The 21214-nt window shown below is 62.3% G+C and carries 15 protein-coding genes and 4 pseudogenes; 4 read left to right on the top strand and 15 right to left on the bottom strand.

The annotated features are described in order from the left end of the window. Nucleotides 1-6 precede the first annotated feature (6 nt). The 12 genes and pseudogenes from A2G06_05975 to A2G06_05920 all read right to left on the bottom strand — a co-directional run bounded on the left by A2G06_05975 (nt 7) and on the right by A2G06_05920 (nt 12570). Nucleotides 7-1218, bottom strand: coding sequence for a hypothetical protein (locus tag A2G06_05975; GenBank protein ID ANA39945.1), 1212 nt, complete (start codon nt 1216-1218; stop codon nt 7-9). Between the two features lie 75 nt (nt 1219-1293). Beyond that, nucleotides 1294-2259, bottom strand: a complete 966-nt coding sequence (locus A2G06_05970) for a hypothetical protein (GenBank protein ID ANA39944.1) — start codon at nt 2257-2259, stop codon at nt 1294-1296. A 25-nt stretch (nt 2260-2284) separates the two neighbouring features. Then, nucleotides 2285-2755 (bottom strand): peptidylprolyl isomerase, encoded by a 471-nt coding sequence (locus A2G06_05965; protein ANA39943.1) that lies wholly within the window; start codon nt 2753-2755, stop codon nt 2285-2287. Between the two features lie 19 nt (nt 2756-2774). Next, nucleotides 2775-3266 (bottom strand): EVE domain-containing protein, encoded by a 492-nt coding sequence (locus A2G06_05960; protein ID ANA39942.1) that lies wholly within the window; start codon nt 3264-3266, stop codon nt 2775-2777. A gap of 30 nt (nt 3267-3296) precedes the next feature. After that, a pseudogene (locus A2G06_05955) lies at nt 3297-4537 on the bottom strand (hypothetical protein). A gap of 15 nt (nt 4538-4552) precedes the next feature. After that, on the bottom strand, nt 4553-5356 hold the full coding sequence (locus A2G06_05950; protein ANA39941.1) for a peptidoglycan-binding protein: 804 nt from the start codon (nt 5354-5356) through the stop codon (nt 4553-4555). A gap of 6 nt (nt 5357-5362) precedes the next feature. Further along, a complete protein-coding gene (locus tag A2G06_05945) occupies nt 5363-6379 on the bottom strand; it encodes a peptide chain release factor 2 (GenBank protein ID ANA41608.1) in 1017 nt (338 codons plus the stop codon). A gap of 186 nt (nt 6380-6565) precedes the next feature. Next, nucleotides 6566-8125 carry an apolipoprotein N-acyltransferase gene (locus tag A2G06_05940; GenBank protein ANA39940.1) on the bottom strand — a complete coding sequence of 520 codons (1560 nt, stop codon included), beginning with the start codon at nt 8123-8125 and terminating at the stop codon, nt 6566-6568. Then, nucleotides 8125-8979 (bottom strand): hypothetical protein, encoded by an 855-nt coding sequence (locus A2G06_05935; GenBank protein ANA39939.1) that lies wholly within the window; start codon nt 8977-8979, stop codon nt 8125-8127. Before A2G06_05935 ends, A2G06_05940 begins: the two co-directional genes overlap by 1 nt. Nucleotides 8980-9046: 67 nt before the next feature. Further along, entirely contained in the window at nt 9047-9754 is a 708-nt protein-coding gene (locus A2G06_05930) for a diacylglycerol kinase (GenBank protein ANA41607.1), read from the bottom strand. Nucleotides 9755-9809: 55 nt separating this feature from the next. After that, the gene (locus A2G06_05925; protein ANA39938.1) at nt 9810-10262 is read right to left on the bottom strand and encodes an rRNA maturation RNase YbeY; all 453 of its coding nucleotides are present in this window, start codon (nt 10260-10262) and stop codon (nt 9810-9812) included. Beyond that, the gene (locus A2G06_05920; protein ID ANA39937.1) at nt 10159-12570 is read right to left on the bottom strand and encodes an HD family phosphohydrolase; all 2412 of its coding nucleotides are present in this window, start codon (nt 12568-12570) and stop codon (nt 10159-10161) included. The genes A2G06_05925 and A2G06_05920 overlap by 104 nt, the downstream gene beginning before the upstream one ends. Nucleotides 12571-12794: 224 nt before the next feature. On the opposite strand from A2G06_05920, the gene eno reads away from it, so the two are divergent. After that, nucleotides 12795-14081 carry a phosphopyruvate hydratase gene (eno, locus tag A2G06_05915; protein ANA39936.1) on the top strand — a complete coding sequence of 429 codons (1287 nt, stop codon included), beginning with the start codon at nt 12795-12797 and terminating at the stop codon, nt 14079-14081. 88 nt (nt 14082-14169) lie between these two features. Here eno and A2G06_05910 read toward each other — a convergent pair whose 3' ends face one another. After that, complete coding sequence (locus A2G06_05910; GenBank protein ID ANA39935.1) at nt 14170-14580, bottom strand: hypothetical protein; 411 nt, start codon at nt 14578-14580, stop codon at nt 14170-14172. 47 nt (nt 14581-14627) lie between these two features. After that, nucleotides 14628-16189 (bottom strand): annotated as a pseudogene (locus A2G06_05905) (histidine kinase). A 331-nt stretch (nt 16190-16520) separates the two neighbouring features. On the opposite strand from A2G06_05905, the pseudogene A2G06_05900 reads away from it, so the two are divergent. The 3 genes and pseudogenes from A2G06_05900 (at nt 16521) to A2G06_05890 (ending at nt 19777) form a co-directional block, all read left to right on the top strand. After that, a pseudogene (locus tag A2G06_05900) lies at nt 16521-17965 on the top strand (nicotinate phosphoribosyltransferase). 13 nt (nt 17966-17978) lie between these two features. Further along, entirely contained in the window at nt 17979-18584 is a 606-nt protein-coding gene (locus A2G06_05895) for a nicotinamidase (GenBank protein ANA39934.1), read from the top strand. A gap of 125 nt (nt 18585-18709) precedes the next feature. Further along, nucleotides 18710-19777 (top strand): phospho-2-dehydro-3-deoxyheptonate aldolase, encoded by a 1068-nt coding sequence (locus A2G06_05890; GenBank protein ID ANA39933.1) that lies wholly within the window; start codon nt 18710-18712, stop codon nt 19775-19777. Between the two features lie 8 nt (nt 19778-19785). Here the strand turns inward: A2G06_05890 and A2G06_05885 are convergent. Continuing rightward, nucleotides 19786-20882: pseudogene (locus tag A2G06_05885) on the bottom strand (alanine dehydrogenase). Nucleotides 20883-21214 lie beyond the last annotated feature (332 nt).

The raw sequence follows: 21214 nt of genomic DNA, 5'->3' as shown, positions 1-21214 counted from the left end.
GCAGGGTCAGGGGAGGTGCACCTGCACCGGCACGGTCCGGTTACTGGTCGTGCCGTCGCCGAGCTGGCCGTAGCCGTTGTACCCCCAGGACCACAAGCCTCCTGGCCCATGTTTCTTGACGATCGTAAAGAACGACCCGAGGAGCACCACCCGCTCCACATCGCTAAGGGGGGCGTTCGATGCATCACGCACCTGGGCGGGGCTCAGTTGGTCCCCGGTGGTCCCGACGGACAGAAGACCGAGGGTATTGAATCCCCAGGCGTATACCGTGAAGTCGTTCGCCACGGCCACCGAATGGGACGGGCCGGCACACACGTCGATAAATCCGGTAATGCCGGCGGGCGGCGTCAACTGGACAGGGGTGCTCTGGTTGGTGGTGGTGCCGTTGCCGAGCTGACCATAGGCATTGTTCCCCCAGGCCCAGATCTTGCCGGTAGAATCCAGGGCCAGGTTGTGGCTGCCGCCCGCGGAAATCTTGCGGATCGTTATGGAGGAGGGAAGCTGGACTTTTTGAGGCATGTGGCTGCTCAGGGTGGTTCCGTTGCCCAGTTGGCCGCTGGCGTTGTTGCCCCAGGCATAGGCTTCGGTGCTGGTATAAGCGATGCTGTGACTGCCGCCGGCAACGATGGCGGTCGGAGTAATGGGGAGCTTTGCCGCCTCCACCTGCCTGGGGGCGAAGCGGGTGGCGGAAGAGATCGGATTCAGGGCCAGTTGGCCCGCGCCATTGCTGCCCCACGCCCAGACCGTGCCCCCGGCCAGAGCCAGGGAATGGAGTCCGCCGGCCGCCACCTGCTGAACAGCACCGCCGAAGCCGCCGATCTTCACCGGCGTGGCACTGGTCGGGACCGTTGCGGGATCGTGGCCGATCTGGCCGGCCGAATTGCTGCCCCACGCCCTGACCCCGCTCACGTTGTCGAACCGCGCGATGGCGAGGGTATGGGAGGCTCCGGTGGCAACCCCGCTGGAGTAGGTGGCAAAGCCGAGCCGGAACCGCTTGGGGGTGGCAGCAGAGGTGGTTGTACCGTCACCGAGCTGGCCGGACTCGTTATTCCCCCACACCGCAAGGGTCGTCATGTTCTGGAACGCGACGCTGTGGGAATAGGCCGGCGACGAGATGCTGGTGGAGTCCGCGAAGGGCAGGTCCCCGTCGGCGCAGGCGGAAAGGAGCGTACAGGATGCAAGCACGGCGGCCATGCGAAAGCTGGTGATATTCTTCATTGTCTTCTCCCCTGCTGGTGATTGGTCATGGATACGTTACTCTTATCCTGCTCCGGAACCTACGTGCCGGGTGCCCTATCTGCCGGCCACGATTTCGTACAGACCGCCGGGAGACACCCCCTCGAACGTCACCGGGCCGAGATACTCGCCCTTGCGGAAGCAGGCCCCTTCCCCCGGCACGAGCCTGGCGGCGGAGGCATTGCGAAAGGAAAAGACCGTGCCTCCCTGGAGCGAGGCAAGGTCCTCCACCCGCTCGACGGGGAAAACGTGACGATCCACGACAGCGAAGTCCTCCGGCGCAGGGAGCGGCGTGGCACCGTTGGCCGCATCCGCCATGGACAGGGGGATGACGCTCCCTTTCCCGGCGCCCCGCGGGAGAACGGCCCGAAGCGTCACCTCCACCGAATCCGTGCCGTTGAACCTGAAGTCGTAAAAGGGGGTCCAGCCGTTTCCCTTCACCAGATAGCTGTAACGGACGCCGCCCTTTCCGGCGAGCCGGAGCCGGGCCACGCTGCCGCCGGGGGGCTCCGAAGCCTTGAGGGCCTTCAGCCGGTCATCCACCGACCTGATCCCTTCCTCGGTCTGCCGGCGGGCCCGATAGACCTCCTCCAACTGCGCCAGGGCGTACTCGGTCCCCTTCCTGACCGACATGAGGGGTTCAGGGTTGCCCTTGGTCTTTCGCGGCGCCTTGCTGCTTTGCGATTTTGCCGCCGCCTTGAATATCTCTTCCCGCGCTTCGATGGCTCTGAGCCGGTCCTCTAGGCCCTTGCGCCGTTCGATCAGGCGAGCGATCCCGCTGCCGGCGCCGGCAGCGGGCCGGAGAGGCTCCACGTCCACGCGGACCACGCCGGCGCGACCGGTAGGACTCACCCGGAGGGATCCGGGGATGTAGGTCGAAGGTAGCGGGACTTCCACCGTACCCCTGACAGTGGTTATTTCACCCGAAACCCGGGCCCCGTCCAGATAGTAGGTGATGGTGCTGCCGGCCATGGCCGGCACGGCAGCCAGCAGAATACCGATTACATACAGCGCGAGTCGCATCCGCCCTCCCTGGCATGGCACGCTATCACGAGGCAACGTCGAGCAGTTCCACCTCGAAAATCAGCGTGGCGTTCGGCGGGATCACCCCGCCGGCTCCGGCGGCACCGTACCCGAGTTGGGGAGGCACGATGAGACGGCGTTTGCCGCCGACCTTCATGGACATGACCCCCTCGTCCCATCCCGGGATCACCTCGCCCGCGCCGATGGTGAAGACGAACGGCTCTCCCCGGTCCACGGAGCTGTCGAACTTCGTGCCGTTCTCAAGCCAGCCCGTGTAGTGAACCTTCACCGGTTTACCGGCCACGGGGGCCGCACCGGACCCGGCGACAAGGTCCACGTAGGAAAGCCCCGACGCGGTCGTGACGGCATCAGAGGCGCCGGCGGCGCTTGCAGGCTTCGCCTCGCCGGCCGGCTTGGTTTCCCTGTCCGAGCAGGCCGCCACGACGATACCGACCAGAAGCAGCAGCAGTACGAGAATTTTCTCGACGTTTCTCACCAAATACCTCCGAGATGGATTATTGATTGAACGGCTCATGGATCCCGCCGAGCCTCAGGATGAACTCCCATTGGGCCGGGGTCACCGGTTGCACTGAAAGGCGGCTCCGCTGCAAGAGGACCATGTCCGCCACCTCCGGGTGCATCTTCAGTTCGGCAAGCGTCACCGGCCGCGCGAGAGGCCTCACGTACCTGACGTCGACCATATACCAGATGGGGTTGTCCCGGCCGGCCCGGGGATCGAAATGTTCGCCGGCCGGGTCCAGGGCGGTCCAGTCGGGATACCCCTCGCTCACCACCCGGGCGATGCCGACCACGGCCGGCTCGGTGACGTTGCTGTGATAGAAGAGGACCCCGTCGCCGGGCTTGATCTCGTCGCGCAGAAGATTGCGGGCCTGGAAGTTGCGCACGCCATCCCAGTGCTCGGTGCCATCAGGACGGTTCCCGAGGTCGTCGAACGAAAAACAGGACGGCTCGGACTTGAAGAGCCAGAAACGCCGCTGGCGGTTCATGGTGCCTCCCGGGTCACGCGACGCGCCTTCCTAGGTCAGGAGGTGCACGAAGAGCCCGCTCCTCAGCTTGGGCTCGAACCAGGTGGACTTGGGGGGCATGATCTTGCCCACATCGGCCAGGTGCATCAGCTCAGCCATGGACGTGGGGTGGAGCGAGAAGGCCACCCGGTACTCGCCGCCTGTCACCAGGCGCTCCAGTTCGCCGGTGCCGCGGATGCCCCCCACGAAATGGATCCGCTGGTCGGTCCGGGGATTGCGGATGCCGAGGACCGGCCCCAGGAGGTTGTTCTGGAGGATGGAGACGTCCAGGTGGGACACTGCGTCATGCTCGTCAAAGGAGCCCTGCTTGGGCACAAGCTGGTACCAGCGCCCCTCCAGATACATGCCGAACTGGTGCCTGCTTTTCGGTTCGAACGCCCTTCCTCCGGGGAGACGCTGAAATGCTCTCCCACCCGGGCCATGAACTCGGCCACGGTGAGGCCGTTCAGGTCCTTCACCACCCGGTTGTAGGGCATGATGGTCATTTCGCTGTCAGGAAAGATCACGGTAAGGAACCAGTTGTACTCCTCGTCACCCGTATGATCGCGGTTGGCGGAGCGGCGCAGGTCACGCACCCGCCCGGCCGCGGCGCTCCGGTGATGGCCGTCCGCCACGTAGAGGGTTGCAATGGAGGCGAAGCGGGCGGTGAGTTCGTCGATGACCGCCCGGTCGTCCACGACCCAGAGGGTATGGGAAACGCCGTCGTCGGTGGTGAAATCGTAGGCCGGTTCGGCCGAGGCGGCCCGGGCCACGATGGCGGTAATGGCCGGATCGTTGCGGTAGGTATAGAAGACCGGCTCGTCGTTGGCGTCGAGGTAGTCGATGTGCTTTACCCGATCCTCTTCCTTGTCGGCCCGGGTGAGCTCATGCTTCTTGATGACCCCGCTCTCGTAGTCGTCCACGCCGGCGCAGACCACGAGTCCCGTCTGGACGAACGCTCCCATCTTCTGGCGGTAGACGTAGTAGCACTCCCGGGGTTCCTGAACGAGGATGCCCTCGGCCGTGAACCGTTGCAGGTTTTCCCTGCCTTTTTCGTAGACCGGCTCGGCGTAGGGATCCATCTCGGCGGGAAGATCGATCTCCGGCCGGGAGATGTGGAGAAAGCTGTAGGGGTTGCCTGATGCCATGGCTGCGGCCTCGGCCACGTTCATGACGTCATAGGGAAGCGCGGCCACCTTCTCGGCCAGGTGCTTCGGCGGGCGAAGCGCCCGAAACGGCTTGATCAGAGCCATGGTTACCTCGATAAATTAGAAGTAGCGCCGCCCGCCCATGAAACGGGAGGTGAAATAGTTCTCGTCAAGGGACGAAACCTTGATGTCGTCGCCGCGGCGGGGGGCATGGACGAAGCGGTTGTCACCCACGTAGATCCCCACGTGGTTGATGCTGTCATCGGAGGCGCCGAAGAAGACCAGGTCGCCGTCGCGCAGATCCCCGCGCCCGACCGGGTCGCCCACCTTGAACTGCTCGCGGGAGGTTCGGGGAATGTTGACCCCGCAGAGGTTGTACACGGCCCTGACGAACCCGCTGCAGTCCATCCCGTCCACGACGGTATCCCCGCCCCAGCGGTAGGGGATGCCAACGAACCGCTCCGCAGTGCGGGCGGCAATGGCCCCCATGTCCCGGTTGCCCCGGTCGTTGTCGGGGCGGCTGCGGGGCTGGTCGGGCTTCGGCCGGCCGATGGTCGCGGCGGGCTCCTTGCGGATGACCGTTTCGCGCTTCGCGACGGGCAGGTTTTCCGGCGAGGCGATGAAGTAGGAGCCGATCATGCCGTCGGCCACCAGCCTGCGGGCCTCCCTCCGGGCAGCCTCCCGGGAGGGGAAGTCGCCGAAGCGGACCGCATAGAGGCCGTTGTCACGCTTGAAATAGAACGCATCGATGCCGCGAACCTGGAGCCTTGCCGTAAGACGCTCGGCGTTCTTCACGTCGGAGAAGGCCCCCACCTGGATGGCATGGCCCACGCGGGAGAGACCCGCCCGGGGCATGGCGCAGCCCGTGGCCGTCACAAAGGCCACTGCGACAAACACGAGAAAGAGGGTTAGTTTTTTCACCATCGCGCCTTACTCGTCGGAGTCTTTCACATCGCGCCGCACCCCCATGAGGAACGCCACGACGAAATCCTCCAGTGCACCGTCCAGGACCGCGTCGGGGTTGCCCGATTCGACGCCGGTCCGCAGGTCCTTGACCATCTTGTAGGGGTGGAGCACATAGGAGCGGATCTGGCTTCCCCAGCCGATCTCCTTTTTCTCGCCGGCCAGTTCGGAGGCCTGGGCTTCGCGCTCCTGGAGCTCCTTTTCGTAGAGCTTCGCCCGGAGCATCCGCAGCGCCGTGGCTTTGTTCAGGTGCTGGCTTCGCTCGCACTGGCAGGCAACCACGATACCCGTGGGAAGGTGAGTAAGCCGGACGGCGGAGTCGGTGGTGTTCACGTGCTGACCGCCGGCGCCACTGGAACGGTAGGTGTCGACCCGCAGATCCGACTCGGCGATCTTGATCTCGATGTCGTCCTCGATTTCGGGGAAAACGAACACCGAGGCAAAGGAGGTATGCCGGCGGGCGTTGCTGTCGAAGGGGGAAATCCGCACAAGGCGGTGAATCCCGGCCTCGGCCTTAAGATAGCCGTATGCGTACTCACCGTCAACCGTAAAGGTCGCTGACTTCACCCCTGCCTCGTCTCCCGCCTGGAAGTCGGTGATTTCGGTCTTCCAGCCCTTGCGCTCGCAGTAGCGCAGGTACATCCGCAGCAGCATCTCGGCCCAGTCCTGGGCCTCGGTTCCGCCGGCACCGGCATTGATGGAAACGAAACAACTGTTCTTGTCGTGGGGGCCCGACAGCATGCGCTGAAACTCTGCCCCATCCACCTCGCGCTCAAGGCAGTCGTTGAGGGCGCGGACTTCGTCGAGCGTCGCCCCGTCTTGGGCTTCCTCCCCCAATTCGATGAGGACGCGGATGTCGTCCGTCTGGCGGTTGAGACGATCCCACAGATCGATGAGCTTTTCGATCCGGGTTCTCTCCCGCAGGACCTTCTGGGCTTCCTCGTTATTGTCCCAGAAACCGGGGGCGGCGATCTGCGCCTCCAGTTCCTGAATGTCTTCCCGCTTGCGGTCTATGTCAAAGAGACCCCCGGAGCTTGGCGATCCGCTCCCCGAGATTTTCGACCCGTGCAACTTCTTCTCTGAACATCGTTGACTCCTTGTTGTTGCCACAATATGTGCGACACCGGTGCGGAACGGTACACGGTGCCGGAAAATGTCCGGGACATCCCGTCAGGCGCTGCCGGCCCTGCGATGGGCACGCAGTGCTATCAGCGCGCCACAGGCCAGGCAGGCCATGGCAAAGACGTCGCCATAACGGTTGTAGATGGTGCCCCCCTCTCCCAGTCGCACCTCGCCGGTAAGAATTGCCTCCTCGAACAAGCCGGTCATCCTGAGAATATGCCCCTTGCTGTCGATGATGGCAGTGATGCCGGTATTGGCGGCCCGCACCAGGGGAACCCGGTTCTCCACGGCGCGGAAGACGGTCATGGAGAGATGCTGGTAGGGGGCGGAAGATCGCTTGTACCAGGCGTCGTTGGTGATGTTGACCAGAATCCTGCTTCCGGCCCGCACGTACCCCCTGGCCAGTTCGGGGAAGATACCCTCGAAGCAGACCAGCACCCCGATGGCCCCCTTTCCCGTCTCAAGGGAGGCAATCCCGGCTCCGGGCGAGAAATCGCCGATGCCGGCCACGATCTTGTTGACGAAGGGGAGAAACTTCGCCATGGGCACGTACTCGCCGAAGGGAACCAGGTGGATCTTGTCGCTGCGGCCCATCACGTCCCCCCACGGAGACAGGAGGAAGGCGCTGTTCAGGTAGCGGATCGTTTCGCCGTCCCGCTCAAAGGCCGGGCTCCCCACAACCGTGCAACTGCGCAGCTCCCTCGCCAGATTCCGGATGCGGGACGCGTATTTCTCCTCGTTCTGGAGATAGAACGGCACCGCGCTCTCGGGCCAGACCACCAGATCCGCGGGGCCAGTGCTGCACGCCTTGCGGGACAGGCGCTCGTACACCGCCACCGTCGCCTCCTGGAACGCCGGGTCCCACTTTACGCTCTGGTCGATGTTGCCCTGAATCAGGGCCACGGAGAAAGGAGCCCCCGCCTCGGGACGGTGCAGGCGATTGAAGCCATAGGCAAGGGTTGCGATCAGGAGCAGAACCAGGATAGCCGCGCTCTTCACCGGATAGGGTGCCCGTTCGCGGGCCGCGAAGCCGCGGATGATCCGGTACAGGACCACATTGCTCAGAGCGATGAGAAACGAAAGGCCATAGACGCCGGTCAGGTCCGCTATCTGGATGAGTGGCAGGGTCCGGTACTGGGAGTACCCGAGGCTGGCCCAGGGAAAACCGGTGAGCAGAAAGGATCGGACATACTCCAGCCCCACCCAGACCACCGGAAACGCAAGAAGCGCGGTGATCCCCCGCTCTTCGCCGCGCCTGACGACATAGACGGTTACGGCGGGATAAAGGGCCAGGTAGCCCGCCAGCATCAGGAAGATGACGATGCTGACACTCCAGTGGAGGCGGCCATAGGCTACCACGGCGATGTTGATCCAGTAGAGGATGCCGGCGTAGGCCACCAGCCCCGCGGTGAAGCCGAGCCGGAACGCGGTGGCGGGAGCCTTGTGGCCGCAGGCGAGCAGTAACGGCACCAGGGCCACCCACGCCAGGATGGAAAAGCCGGGCGTGGGGAACGACACGGCAAGGAGCACGCCCGAAAGGGCAGCCATGACGTAGTCGCGCCGGGGGACGGCATTGAAGCCGGGCATGTGAAACCTGCGGTAATCCACTACGGTTGGGCCTCCCCGGCCTCGTCACCGCGGCGGGCGATCCGCACCTTCTTGATGTTGCGTTCGCCGGCCTCCAGGACGGTCATGCGCAGGGTGTCGCTCTCGACTTCCTCCCCCACCATGGGTATCCGCCCGGTAAGATGGAAGATGAGGCCTGCCACCGTGTCGAACTTTTCCCGCTCCACTTCGATGCCGAAATACTCCTCCAGCTCCTCGATGGGCAGCCGGGCATCGACCAGGATCGAGCCGTCGGGCTCCTCTTCCAGCCATTCATCCTCCAGGTCGTACTCGTCCTGAATGTCCCCCACGATCTGCTCCAGCAGGTCCTCGATGGTGACGAGTCCCGAGGTGCCGCCGTACTCGTCGATGACGATGGCGATGTGAACCCGCTTCCGCTTGAATTCCTGGAGCAGTTCCTCGAGGTTTTTAGTCTCGGGAATGAAGTAGGGGACCCGCATGATCCGCTTGAGATTGATGGCGGGCTCGCTCATGCCCCAGTATTTGAGGAGGTCCTTGGCGTAGATGAGACCGATGATGTTGTCCACGGTGCCATCGTAGACCGGGATGCGGGAGTGCCCGCAACTGATGATGGTATTGAGAACATGCGCCAACGCGGCATCCACCGGCACACACGCCATGTCGGTCCGCGGCACCATGATCTCGCGGACGATGGTGTCGCGCAACTCGAAGATGGAGCGGATCATCGCGTTTTCTTCTTCGTTGATGATCCCTTCCTCTTCACCGGCGTCCATGATCTCCTGGATTTCCTCCTCGGTGATCCGTTTCCTGCCCGTGAGGAACCTGCCGATACTGTCGATCAGACTGCTCCCTTTCCTGCCTGAGCCTTCGTCCAAGGCGCTGTTTCCTCCCCTTTCATCGGTTGCCGGTTATGGTTATGCGTGATCAAATTGGTTCAGACCGCTACTTCAGCATTCTGAACAGGGTCAGGACCAGTGCGGCGACGGCAGTCCCCGTAATCGCTCCCAAGACCACTTCGCGCATGGTGTGGATATTGAGCAGCAGGCGCGAATGGCTGACCATCACTGCCAGAGCGATGGTGAGGATTGAAATCAGAGGATCCTGGGTGGAGAGGGAAACCACCGTTGCGATGCCAAAGGCGACGGCGGCATGGCCGCTCGGCAGTCCTCCCTCCAGGGGGGTCCCCCTGCCGGACAAGGACTTGAGAATCACCACGACAATCACCACGACGAGGAGCGCTACGACCGTCCCCATCTCCGTGGGCGTTCCTATCATGGCGAGGGCCTCCTTGTAAATCGGAAAAATGTACTTGGAGAGTATCAGGTATCCCATGACCGCCGCGCCGATGGCAGCCGTGAGCACCCCTCCGGCGGCCACGTCCTTGGCGATCTTGGCCAGGGGATGGTAGCCGGGCGACACCAGATCCACCACCGCTTCCACGGCGGTATTCATGAGCTCCGCGAACAGCACGAAGGCGACCGACACCGCCAGCAGGGTGAATTCAAGGGGGGTCACCCGCAGGAACAGCACCGCCACCAGCAGGCCCAGGGCTGCCAGGAAATGATACCGCATGTGCGGCTGGGTCCGTGAAGCCCAGAGAATCCCGTCAATGGCGCAGTTGGCCGAATCGATGAACCGGGTGGGCTTGATGGGTGCCCCGGCAGGGCGTTCCGCTTCCGGCCTCCCGTCTTTCCACTGGCCGGAGCTAGACAAGTCCGCCGTTCTCGAGGAGGGCGAAGACTTCCCGTTCCTTTGCCTCCATCCGCCGGGCTTCGGCCTCGCCGCTCCGCTCATGATCGTAGCCGGTGATGTGGAGGATGCCGTGGAGCAGGAGGAAACAGAGCCGCGACCAGAAGGCGATGCCCGCCTCTTCCGCCTCCCGGGCCGCCGTGTCCGCCGAGATGATCACGTCACCCAGCACATCGGGGTTGAGGTCGCCGAAATCCCCCTCCCCCATGGCAAATGAGATGACATTGGTGGGGCGGTCCTTGCCAAGGTAGTCGCGGTTGACCCGGCGGATGCCCAGATCGCCGGTGATGACCACCGACAGTTCGCTATCGGGATATCCCAAGGCGCCTAAGATCGTCTCCGCCACCTTTCTTAGGCGTCTCGTCCCGATCGGATGGCGTTTTTGCCTGTTCGTTATCGCTACCTTCAAGGGTCTTCTTTCCTCCGGGCGTTTTGTCCTTTTCCTTGTAGGCCGGCTCCGGATAATCGATCCGGTGGTGATAGATGCCGGCAAGGATTTGGTTGAAGCTCTTGGCGATCTCGTGAAGGTTCTTGAGGGTCAGTTCGCATTCGTCCAACTGGCCGTCGATGAAGATATTGTTGATGATCTTCTGGACCAGTCCCTGGATGCGGGCCGGCGTCGGATCGGCAAGGGTCCGGGAAGCAGCCTCCACGCAGTCGGCCAGCATCACGAGCCCTGCCTCGCGGGTCTGGGGCTTGGGACCGGGATAGCGGAAATCGCGCTCGTCCACCGCCTGCTCCTCGGTTGCCACATTCTTTGCCTTGCCGTAAAAAAAGCTGATCAGGGCCGTGCCGTGGGATTGGCGGATAATATCGATGATCGGCCGCCCCAACCGGTGCTCGCGGGCCAACTCCACCCCCTCTTTCACATGGGAAATGAGGATCAGGGCGCTCATGTTGGGCGACAGTTTGTCGTGGCGATTCTCGCCGCCGCCGACGTTCTCGATGAAATACTGGGGCTTGCTGATCTTGCCGATATCGTGGTAGTAGGCGGCAACTCGCGCCAGGAGCGGATTCGCATTGATGGCTTCAGCCGCCGCCTCCACCAGGTTCCCCACCAGGACGCTATGGTGATAGGTGCCGGGAGCGCGGACCATCAGCTCCCGGAGCACGGGAGAATTGAGATTGGACAGCTCCAGCAGCTTGATGTCGGTCACGTAGTGGAAAACCGTTTCGACCAGGGGGATCACCCCGGTGACGATGGCCGAGCAGAGAAGTCCTCCGGCCAGGGCGAAACCGACGCTCCAGAGGGTCTGGATGGTGAGGAAGCTGTCGCCCATGACCTGGAAGGAAAAGGCCATGGCCAGGTTCACCACGCTCACCTTGAGGCCGGCGGTGTAAATCCGGCTGCGGTCCTTGCAGTGGCGCACGCCGTGGGCACCCGCGATACCACCCAGAAGGGCGTAGACCACCACGAAGAGGCTGTTGTTGAACATGATCCCCAGAAGGGGTGCGGTGATGGCCGCATAGACCATGGCCACTTCGGAATTGAGGATGATCCGGATGATCATCGGTCCTACGGCAAAGGGGAAGAGGTAGAAATAGTCGTGGGTATCGATGCTGGGGAACGGCGTCCCCAATGCCGCGGAAACGGTCATGCCGATCTTGAAAACGAAAAAAAGCCCCACCGTTACCAGGGCGATCAACAGCAGATCCTTGCTGGTCGGGCTGAATTTGCGGATGTTCTTGCGCGCGAAGCGGTAGGGGAAGTAGAAGAGGACCAGCACAAGCCCCATGATGCCGATGGCGGTGAAGAGGTGATGAGTGCCGTGGCGGGCCGCGAAGAGCATCTGGAGCTTCTGGGCCTGGTCTTCGGTTATCCGTTCGCCGACCCGGACGATCATTTCGCCCCGCTTGACCTGGATAAAAGAAGGACGCACGCTCTCCCGGGCCTGCATCCGGTTGCGGATGGTCAGATCCTCGTTAAAGGAGAGGTTTGGCTTCGCCGCTTTGGCCACGAGCCCCTTGATCGCATCGGTTTCCCGCGATGAAACCCCGCCGGCAACGATCCGTATCTCCTTGAGCGCCGCCCCGGCCTCTTCGACGCTGAGCGGCGTCACCACGTACTCCATCGTGCCCAGCGGCTCCCCGGAGCGGGAATCCACGAGCATAATGCCGTGGGAGCTGTCGGCGGCAAACCGCCGCTTGTCGGCAATGATCTTGTGGCTGTAGAGGCGCTCGGCCAGTTGAGACACCTGCCCGATCAGTTCCGAGCTGGAGCCGAGCCGCATGAGCGCGGCAATCTCCGTCCGGGAAGGGGTGAATCCGAAGATGTCGCGCAACGCCTGATCCACGGAGGTCTGTTCAGCTTCCTCTCGATGGGCCGCGGCCTCGCGCAGCACCACGAGCGCCTGCTCGAAACGCGTCACGAGCTCGGCCGCCGCCTGCTGATCGAAACTGTACGCAAAGGGAACGGCGTCCTCCGCCTCCCTGCGCTTGCGTTCGGTCAGGGCGCGGTCTTCCAGCAGATGGTCGCGGGTGGCGCGAATATCGGTGGAGGCAATGTCGCCCGCTTCATGGCGGACGGACATGAACTCCTGGCGGGGGAAAATGATGAACGTGAGAATAATGGCTGTAACGACCAGAAGGATCCGCCGGTTTCTGTTTTCGTGCCTCGGATTGGAGAACCGTTCGAACAGGTTGTCCACAAGGCGTCCCAGCGAGAGCGACAGTGAGCCGCGTATATCCCGATCGTTGTTGCCGCTTTGAGAGGGCATAGAGTTACTTGTCTGGCGCAGCGTTGCCGCGGTTCGACATCCTTGAAGCGGGGATCCATCCCCACGGTTGTCCGGCTTGACCAAGTGATTACTATATCGTTCTTCTTTCCTGCGTGTCAATTTAGGATTAAAGGTGTTTCCATTTCATGGGGGCTCTGCTATATACTTTCTCTGTTTTGTCCAAGGTCGCACGACCTGTCACATTTTCAGCAAGGGGGCCATGAATGAGTGAAATCACTGATGTTTACGCGAGGGAGATCCTCGATTCCCGCGGCAATCCCACCCTGGAGGTGGAGGTTTTTCTGGAGTCCGGCGTCATGGGACGCGCGGCGGTTCCGTCCGGCGCCTCGACCGGCGAACGGGAAGCTCTGGAGCTGCGGGACGGCGACACCTCGCGGTACCTGGGCAAGGGAGTTCTCAAGGCCGTCGACAACGTGAACGATATCATTGCCGAGCAACTCATCGGCATGGAGGCCACCGACCAGGTGGGGATCGACCGGCGGATGCTGGAGCTCGACGGCACTGAATACAAGAGCACCCTGGGGGCCAACGCCATTCTCGGCGTGTCGCTTGCCGTTGCCAAAGCCGCGGCCGAAGAGGTCGGCCTCCCCCTCTACCAGTACATCGGCGGCTGCAATGCCCGGGAGCTTCCCCTCCCCATGATGAACATCCTCAACGGCGGCGCCCATGCCGACAACAACGTGGACATCCAGGAGTTCATGATCATGCCCGCCGGCGCCCGGAGCTTTTCCGAGGCACTACGGATGGGGGCCGAGGTGTTCCACGCCCTGAAAAGCGTCCTGAAGGGCAAGGGCTACAACACCGCCGTCGGGGACGAGGGGGGCTTCGCGCCGAACCTCAAATCCAACGAAGAGGCACTCGAAGTCATCATGGAAGCCATTGCCAAGGCCGGCTACAAGGCGGGCGAGGACATCCTCCTGGCCCTCGACGTGGCGTCGTCTGAGCTGTTCAAGGACGGCACATACTTCCTGGAGAACGAGGCCAAACCAGAAAAGACCGCAGACGAACTGATCGATTTCTACGAGAACCTGGTCAACAAGTATCCCATCGTCTCCATCGAGGACGGCATGGCCGAGAACGACTGGGAAGGGTGGAAGAAGATCACCGACCGCCTCGGCAAGCGGGTCCAGTTGGTGGGAGACGACCTCTTCGTAACGAACTCGAAGATCCTCAAGGAGGGTATCAGCAAGGGAGTTGCCAACTCTATCCTCATCAAGCTGAACCAGATCGGCACGCTCACCGAGACCCTCGACGCCATCGAGACCGCCAAACGCGCCGGGTACACCACGGTCATCTCCCACCGCTCCGGCGAGACCGAGGACACGACCCTTGCCGACCTGGCGGTAGCCGTGAACGCCGGACAGATCAAGACCGGCTCCCTGTGTCGGACCGACCGGGTGGCCAAGTACAACCAGCTCCTCAGGATCGAGGACGAACTGGATGTGACCGCCCTGTTCCGCGGCAAGGACGTATTCTACAACCTGCGCTGAACCGGCACCGACCGGCACGGCTGGAACGCGCAAAAGGCGGGGGAAACCCCGCCTTTTGCTTGTGGCGATAGGCAGCGGAATCAGCCGTTCAGGCAACCCGGGCCGTGATTCCCAGCCGGTCGAGCACCTCCGACATCCTTCCCGCATCCAGCGGCTTCTGAAGGAAATGGGCGGCGCCCAGCCTGCCGCAAGCCTCCATGTCCCGCTCATGGTCCGACGACGTGAGCACTACCACGGGAATATCGCGGGTCTCCTCCCTTTTTCGCATCTCGCGCAGCACATCGACGCCATCCACCCTTGGCAGTTTCAGGTCCAGGAGGACGAACCGGGGCTGAGCCCGGTTCTCAGCAACCGTCAGGTAGCGTAGGGCTTCGACACCGTCCTTTACCACATCGATCCGCGAAAGGACCGGGAATTTTTTAAGCACCCGCCGGGTCAGAAACTCCTCGTCGGGATTGTCCTCCACGAGCAGCATGGTTATTTCTTCGGTACCGGCCATGACATCCCCCCTCTCCACCTGTTACCCTCTGAATGCAAGAATCGCGCTCAATCCATGCCCAAAGGCCGGAACGAGCAGACAACCATGGTTCCTTTTCCTTCGCCGCTGTCGATTCTAACATAACCGCCGTGGCGATCGACAATTCTTTTAACCAGCGCAAGCCCCACACCGGTGCCGGGAAACTCGTCATGGCCATGAAGGCGTTCGAATGGGCGGAAGAGCCGTTCGGCATAGGCCATGTCGAACCCAGCACCATTGTCGAGGATGAAAAACGCCCCTTCGACTGATGCAACCGCTCCGAATTCGATGAGTCCCTCCGGTTTGCCCCCCGTGAACTTCCAGGCATTGCCCACGAGATTGTCGAGCACCACCGAAACCAGGCGGGGATCGGCGTCCACCTGGACGCCGGGCTCGATGATCACGGTCACGCGCCGCTGGGGCTCGCTCTCCCGCAACTCGGCAATGATGCGCTCAACCATGGGGCTCAGATTCACCTTTTCACGGCAGAGCTCGCCACGGCTCACCTGGGTGAGGCTCATGATCGCGGCAACGACACGCCCCATCTGGTCGCAGGTGGACATGATCCTCTCAAGGTAGAACCGGCCGGCGCTGTCCAGCTTGTCGCTGAAATCCTCTTCCAGCGCCAGACAAAAACCCTTGAGCCTTACCAGCGGGGCACGCAGGTCATGGGAAACCGAATAGTTAAACGATTCCATCTCCCGGGTGGCCTTCTCAAGCTCTGCAGTTCGCCCGATGACGCGCTGCTCCAGTTCGTTATTGAGAACGCTGATCGCCTCCTGGGCCCTGCTGCGTTCCGCTTCGCGCTGCTCCAGGGCGGCCACCATTCCGTTGAATGCGAGCGCCAGCCGCCCCACCTCGTCAGAGGACACGACGTCGACCTTTCTGAAATCGCCGTCACGCAACGCACGCACTCCGTCCGTGAGCCGGTCGAGGAGGCGGGTAATCTTCCGGCCGATGACATAGGCGAGAATACCCCAGAGAACAATTGCCGCCAGCGCAATCAGGATACTGTTGGCCACCAGAAACCTGAAGGCATTGGTAACACTGCCCTTGTCAAAGATCACCCGGCCAAAACCGATGGTGCGCTCGCGAATATCCTGGGAACTCGCCCCGAAGTAGAGTTCCTCCTCGGAAAAACTGCCCGCCTCCAGGATGATTGGCGCCCAGAATTCAACGGTCTTAGCTGTCTCGAACCGGATAGGGCCGGGAGACATCTTCAAGGCGCCATTCACATCGGGCGGTAGCGGGAACGTCGGGGACCCGCTGCCCAAAGCCCCGCGCTCTTCGAGGATCGGCTTTCCTTCTGGGGAATAAACCCCGGCAGACACCACCCCTTCGTAAGAGGTCACCCCGTCGAGGCGCCCTTGATGAACCCTGTATTGTGGGTAACAATGCCGACCCGGGCATTGAAGGCAAGCACTCGCGCAAGGGAGGTTCCCTCGCGCATGAATGCTTCGCGGGCCAGTTGCCAACGGTCATAGAGGTAAACGCCGGAAAAGAAGAGAACCACGACAAGGAACAGGAAGCCGAACGAGAGAAAAATCCTCGCCGAGAGTCTTTCCCTGGCTATGGCAAGGGGAGAGCGCATGGGAACCGCCTGGTTACACGGACTTATCAAGGTGGCCGGTGTCCGCGAGAAAGGGACGCCGGCACGAGCGAGACAACGGCACGACAGGTCTGCAGGACTGCGGGTGCGGCAATTCAGGCCGGTGAAAACGCCCCTAAAGCATTGCCAAAGGGAATGTCCCGCCTGTCCAGCTCGGCATCCAGCACGTAGAACTACCAGCAACCCCGTGCTTTGTCCAGGGTTTTCCGGGATGGTTCGGTTCCGCGACGGTTACTCCGCCGCCCCGGCCACTGACGGAAGATGTGTGCTATACTCACGAAAAATACGAAAATCGAGCACGGAGGGTTCTTCCATGCGCTACTCCCCCCTTCTCACCGACCTCTACCAATTGACCATGCTCGCCGGCTACCTGGACGAAGGTGTGGCAGAGACGCGGCAGTCTTTGATCTGTTTTTCCGTCACAACCCCTTCCAGGGCGGATATGCGGTCTTTGCCGGACTCGATCCTGCCCTCGACTTTCTCGAACACCTCGAGTTCAACGAAGACGAGCTCGAGTACCTCCGGGGGCTCGGCCTCTTCCGGCCGGCTTTCATCGATTTTCTCCGTTCATTCCGTTTCAAGGGCAGGGTAACGGCCCCATCCGAAGGGACTCCAGTTTTTGCCAACGAGCCGCTGGTCACGGTGGAGGCGCCCCTGGCCCAGGCCCAACTTGTGGAGACGGCGCTCCTCAACATCATAAATTTCCAGACCCTCGTGGCCACGAAGGCGGCCCGGATCGTCCACGCGGCAGCGGACGGAACAGTCCTCGAATTCGGCCTCCGGCGCGCCCAGGGACCCGACGGCGGCTTGAGCGAAGCCAGGGCGGCCTACGTGGGAGGGGTACGCAGCACCAGTAACGTCCTGGCGGGCAAAACGTTCGGCATCCCGGTACGCGGCACCCATGCCCACAGTTGGATCATGGCCTTTCCCGACGAATTGACGGCGTTCAGGAAATACGCTGAGGTCTTCCCCGACTCCTGCGTCCTCCTGGTGGACACCTACGACACCCTCAGGAGCGGCCTGCCCAACGCGGTCACTGTTGCGCGGGAGTTGCGGGCCCGGGGGCATGAATTGGCCGGGGTGCGGATCGACTCGGGCGACCTGGCCTACCTCTCGCGCCAGGCACGGCGGCTGTTCGACGAGGCAGGGTTTCCCAACGTCCGGGTCGTCGCCTCCAATGAGCTTGATGAGTTTGTCATAGAATCGATCCGGGCCGAGGGGGGGTGCGTCGACATCTACGGCGTGGGAACCCGGCTCGCCACCTGTGCCGGAGAAGGAGGGGGCGCCCTGGGAGGGGTCTACAAGCTGGTGCGGATCGACGATCGACCGCGGCTCAAGGTAACGAGCGACCTGGCCAAGGCGACCCTGCCTGACCGGAAGCGGCTCCTGCGGGCCGTGGCCGCCGACGGCACCTTCATTCAGGACCTAATCTGCCTGGACGGCGAAGAGGTGCTTCCCGGCCATACGGTCTTTGATCCGACCAACCCCCTGCAGCATGTGGCCATCCCGATGAAGGCCCGCCTTGAAGACGTACGGTCCGTTGTCATGGAAAACGGCAGGCGGACCGCCGCACGAACCGCTTCACTGGACGGTATGGCCGACCGGTCGCGGGATCAGCTCGCCCTCCTCCCCCAGGGATGCCTCCGGTTCATCAACCCCCACCGCTACAAGGTTTCCATCAGCCAGGGACTCAATGACCTGCGACTTCGCCTCATGGAGGAGGTGCGGCACGGGTATCACGACAGCGTCACCCCGTAACGGAGCATATGCCATGGAAAAAAGCGCCGCCCTTCTCATCGTCGACGTCCAGAATGACTTCTGCCCCGGCGGAAGCCTGGCCGTCCCCGGCGGGGACGCCGTAGTGCCCGTTCTCAACCGTTATATCAGTCTCTTCCGGGCGGCCGGGCTCCCCATATTCGCCTCACGGGACTGGCACCCCCGGACCACGTCCCATTTCAAGGAACACGGCGGACTGTGGCCGGTCCATTGCGTGCAGGGGAGCCACGGCGCGCAGTTTCATCCCGACCTGGCCCTTCCCGGGGACGCGATCGTCATATCGAAGGGAATGGATCCGGAGCGTGACGACTATTCGGCGTTCCAAGGAACTGCTGCCGACGGGACGCCCCTCCCTGCCCTTCTTGCCGGCCGCGGCATCCGCCATCTGTACCTGGGAGGGCTTGCTACCGATTATTGCGTAAAGGAGTCGGCCCTGGAAGGAGTCCGGCACGGCCTCATCGTCACCGTGCTGGCCGATGCGTCACGGGGGGTCGACCTCGCCCCAGGCGATTCGGGCCGGGCAGTGCAGGACATGATGCGGGCGGGGGTGCGGGTGACATCCCTTGAGGACATCGGACAGGAGCAACGGCTGCGGGAGTGAAAATACGACAAAGAGGTGTGGTATCCGTCAACTCGTAGTTCTGGCAAAAACCGGAAAAACGTGCTATTGCTACCTTGACTCGATCTTTCTATCGTATTTTCATATAGTTCAAGGAGACGAAACCCATGATCCGCACGAGCAACCTGAAGATCAAAAGCATCACTCCCATCATTGCGCCCGGGGAGTTGCGCCAGGTATTTCCCCAGTCGGAGGAGGCGGCAGAGTTTGTCAACTCCAGCCGCGCCCACATCAAGAACATCCTCAAGGGCAAGGACCCACGCCTGATGGTGGTAGTGGGCCCCTGTTCCATCCACGACCCGAAATCGGCCCTGGAGTATGCCGAGCGGCTGGCGCGGCTGGCGGCCGAACTGTCGGATCAACTGTTCATCGTGATGCGGGTCTACTTCGAAAAACCCCGCACCACCGTGGGCTGGAAGGGGCTCATCAATGACCCCGACATGAACAGCACCCACCAGATATCCAAGGGGCTCGGCATCGCCCGGCGGCTGCTGTCCGAAATAACGGAAATGCTCCTGCCGGTGGCCACCGAGATGCTCGACCCCATCACCCCCGACTACCTGGCGGATTGCATCTCCTGGGGAGCCATCGGGGCCCGCACCACCGAGAGCCAGACCCACCGCGAAATGGCCAGCGGCCTCTCGTTCCCCGTGGGATTCAAGAACGGCACCGACGGCAATCTCCAGATCGCCATCGACGCCATGAATGCGGCACTCCATTCCCACAGCTTTATCGGCGTCAACCGGGAGGGGCGCACCTCCATCATTCAGACCACCGGCAACCCCGATGTCCACATCGTGCTGCGGGGAGGAAAAAAACCGAACTATTTCCCCGAAGACATCAGAAAAACTGAAGAGATGCTGGAAAAGGGAGGACTCTTTCCCACCATCATGATCGACTGCAGCCACGGCAACTCGGAGAAACGCCACGAAAAACAGCCCGACGTGCTCTCAGCCGTCGTGGACCAGATCGCTGCCGGCAACCGGTCCATCTCCGGCGTCATGATCGAGAGCTTTCTGGAAGAAGGGAACCAGTCGATCCCCAGGGATCTCTCGACCCTCAGGTACGGCGTGTCCATCACCGACAAGTGCATTGACTGGAAGACCACTGAAAGCATCCTGCGTTCGGCCCACGACCGCCTCAAGGCAGCAGGAGGCAGGCCCCTGCACGGGTAGGCCCGCTGTCAGGCAAAGGGAACGCGGGGCAGCCCGAGGGTTTCGGCCAGGGCCCGGTGAACGATGCCGCCCCGCCAGGTATTGAGGCTTTCGCCAGGGCGGGGTCGCGCCTCAAAGCATCCTCGATACCAAGGCTTGCCAGCAGCCGCACATACGGAAGGGTCGCATTGGTGAGCGCCAGGGTGGATGTGCGGGGGTAGGCGCCCGGCATGTTGGCCACGGTGTAGTGGATGATGCCATCCACCTCGTACACCGGCTTGTCGTGAGTGGTCGGCCGGCTCGTGGCGACGCATCCCCCCTGATCAACGGCAACATCCACGATGACCGCCCCTTTCCGCATGGTCCCGAGCATGGGGCGGGTAATGAGCACCGGCGTCCGGCCGCCAGGCACCAGCAACGCTCCAACCACCAGATCAGCATCCCGAAGATGATCCGCAAGGGCGTCGGCCGTGAGGACCAGGGTCCGAAGCCTTCCGTTGAAAACGTCGTCAAGACGCTGCAGCCGCTCGATCCCCCTGTTCATTACCGTTGTTTCCATACCGAGGCCGAGGCAGACCCGCGACGCTGCGCTGCCCACCACTCCTGCACCGAGAATGAGCGCCCGGCCGGCAGCCACGCCGGGAACGCCTGCGGGCAAGGTCCCTGTACCGCCGTAGATTCGTTGGAGATGAAACGCTCCCACCAGGGGGGCCATCCGGCCGGCAATCTCGCTCATTGGCGCAAGCAGCGGCAACACTCCCCCCTTCTCCAGCGTCTCGTAACCGATGGCGGTAATGCCGCGTTCCAGCAACACACGGGTCAGTGCCTCGTTGGGGGCCAGGTGGAGATAGGTAAAGAGCGTCTGTCCGGGCTGCAGCAGTCCGTATTCCTCCGGCAGCGGTTCCTTCACCTTGACAATGAGCTCGGCCCGCCCGAAGAGGTCACTCCGGCTCACTACCCGGGCACCCGAGCGATGAAAGTCATCGTCGGCAAAACCGCTCCCCTCGCCTGCGCCTGCCTCCACGAGGATCCCGTGTCCTTCGCGCGAGAGCTCCGCCACGCCCGTCGGCGTCATGCCGACCCGGTATTCATGGGTTTTTATCTCCCGGGGCACGCCTATGATCATTGCCGAATCCCTCCCTATCGGATACGAGGTGCTCTGGTTCTTCAGTATACCCCAGGATGATGATTCGGCATGACGCACCCGACCACGCCCTCCTGCCCAGCGCCCCGCCATATCTCGTAGCTATATTAATGCAAAAATATAAACAAAAAATAATATCGTTAAATCCATGCCCAAACGGCCTGGCAACGACACATTACCCGCTATAACACCACGTTTTGCCCACCTCGCTGTCATTTCGCGTCATTATTTCAAAGAAATATTGACCCGCATATCCTGCCATTATTTCAACACAATACAAATCTAAATATCACGATAAAGCACACACTCTGCTA

This window comes from Geobacter anodireducens (genome assembly GCA_001628815.1).
GTDB lineage: Bacteria > Desulfobacterota > Desulfuromonadia > Geobacterales > Geobacteraceae > Geobacter > Geobacter anodireducens.
The sequence above is the reverse complement of the archived record's forward strand: the minus strand, read 5'-3'. Positions and strand labels throughout refer to the sequence as shown.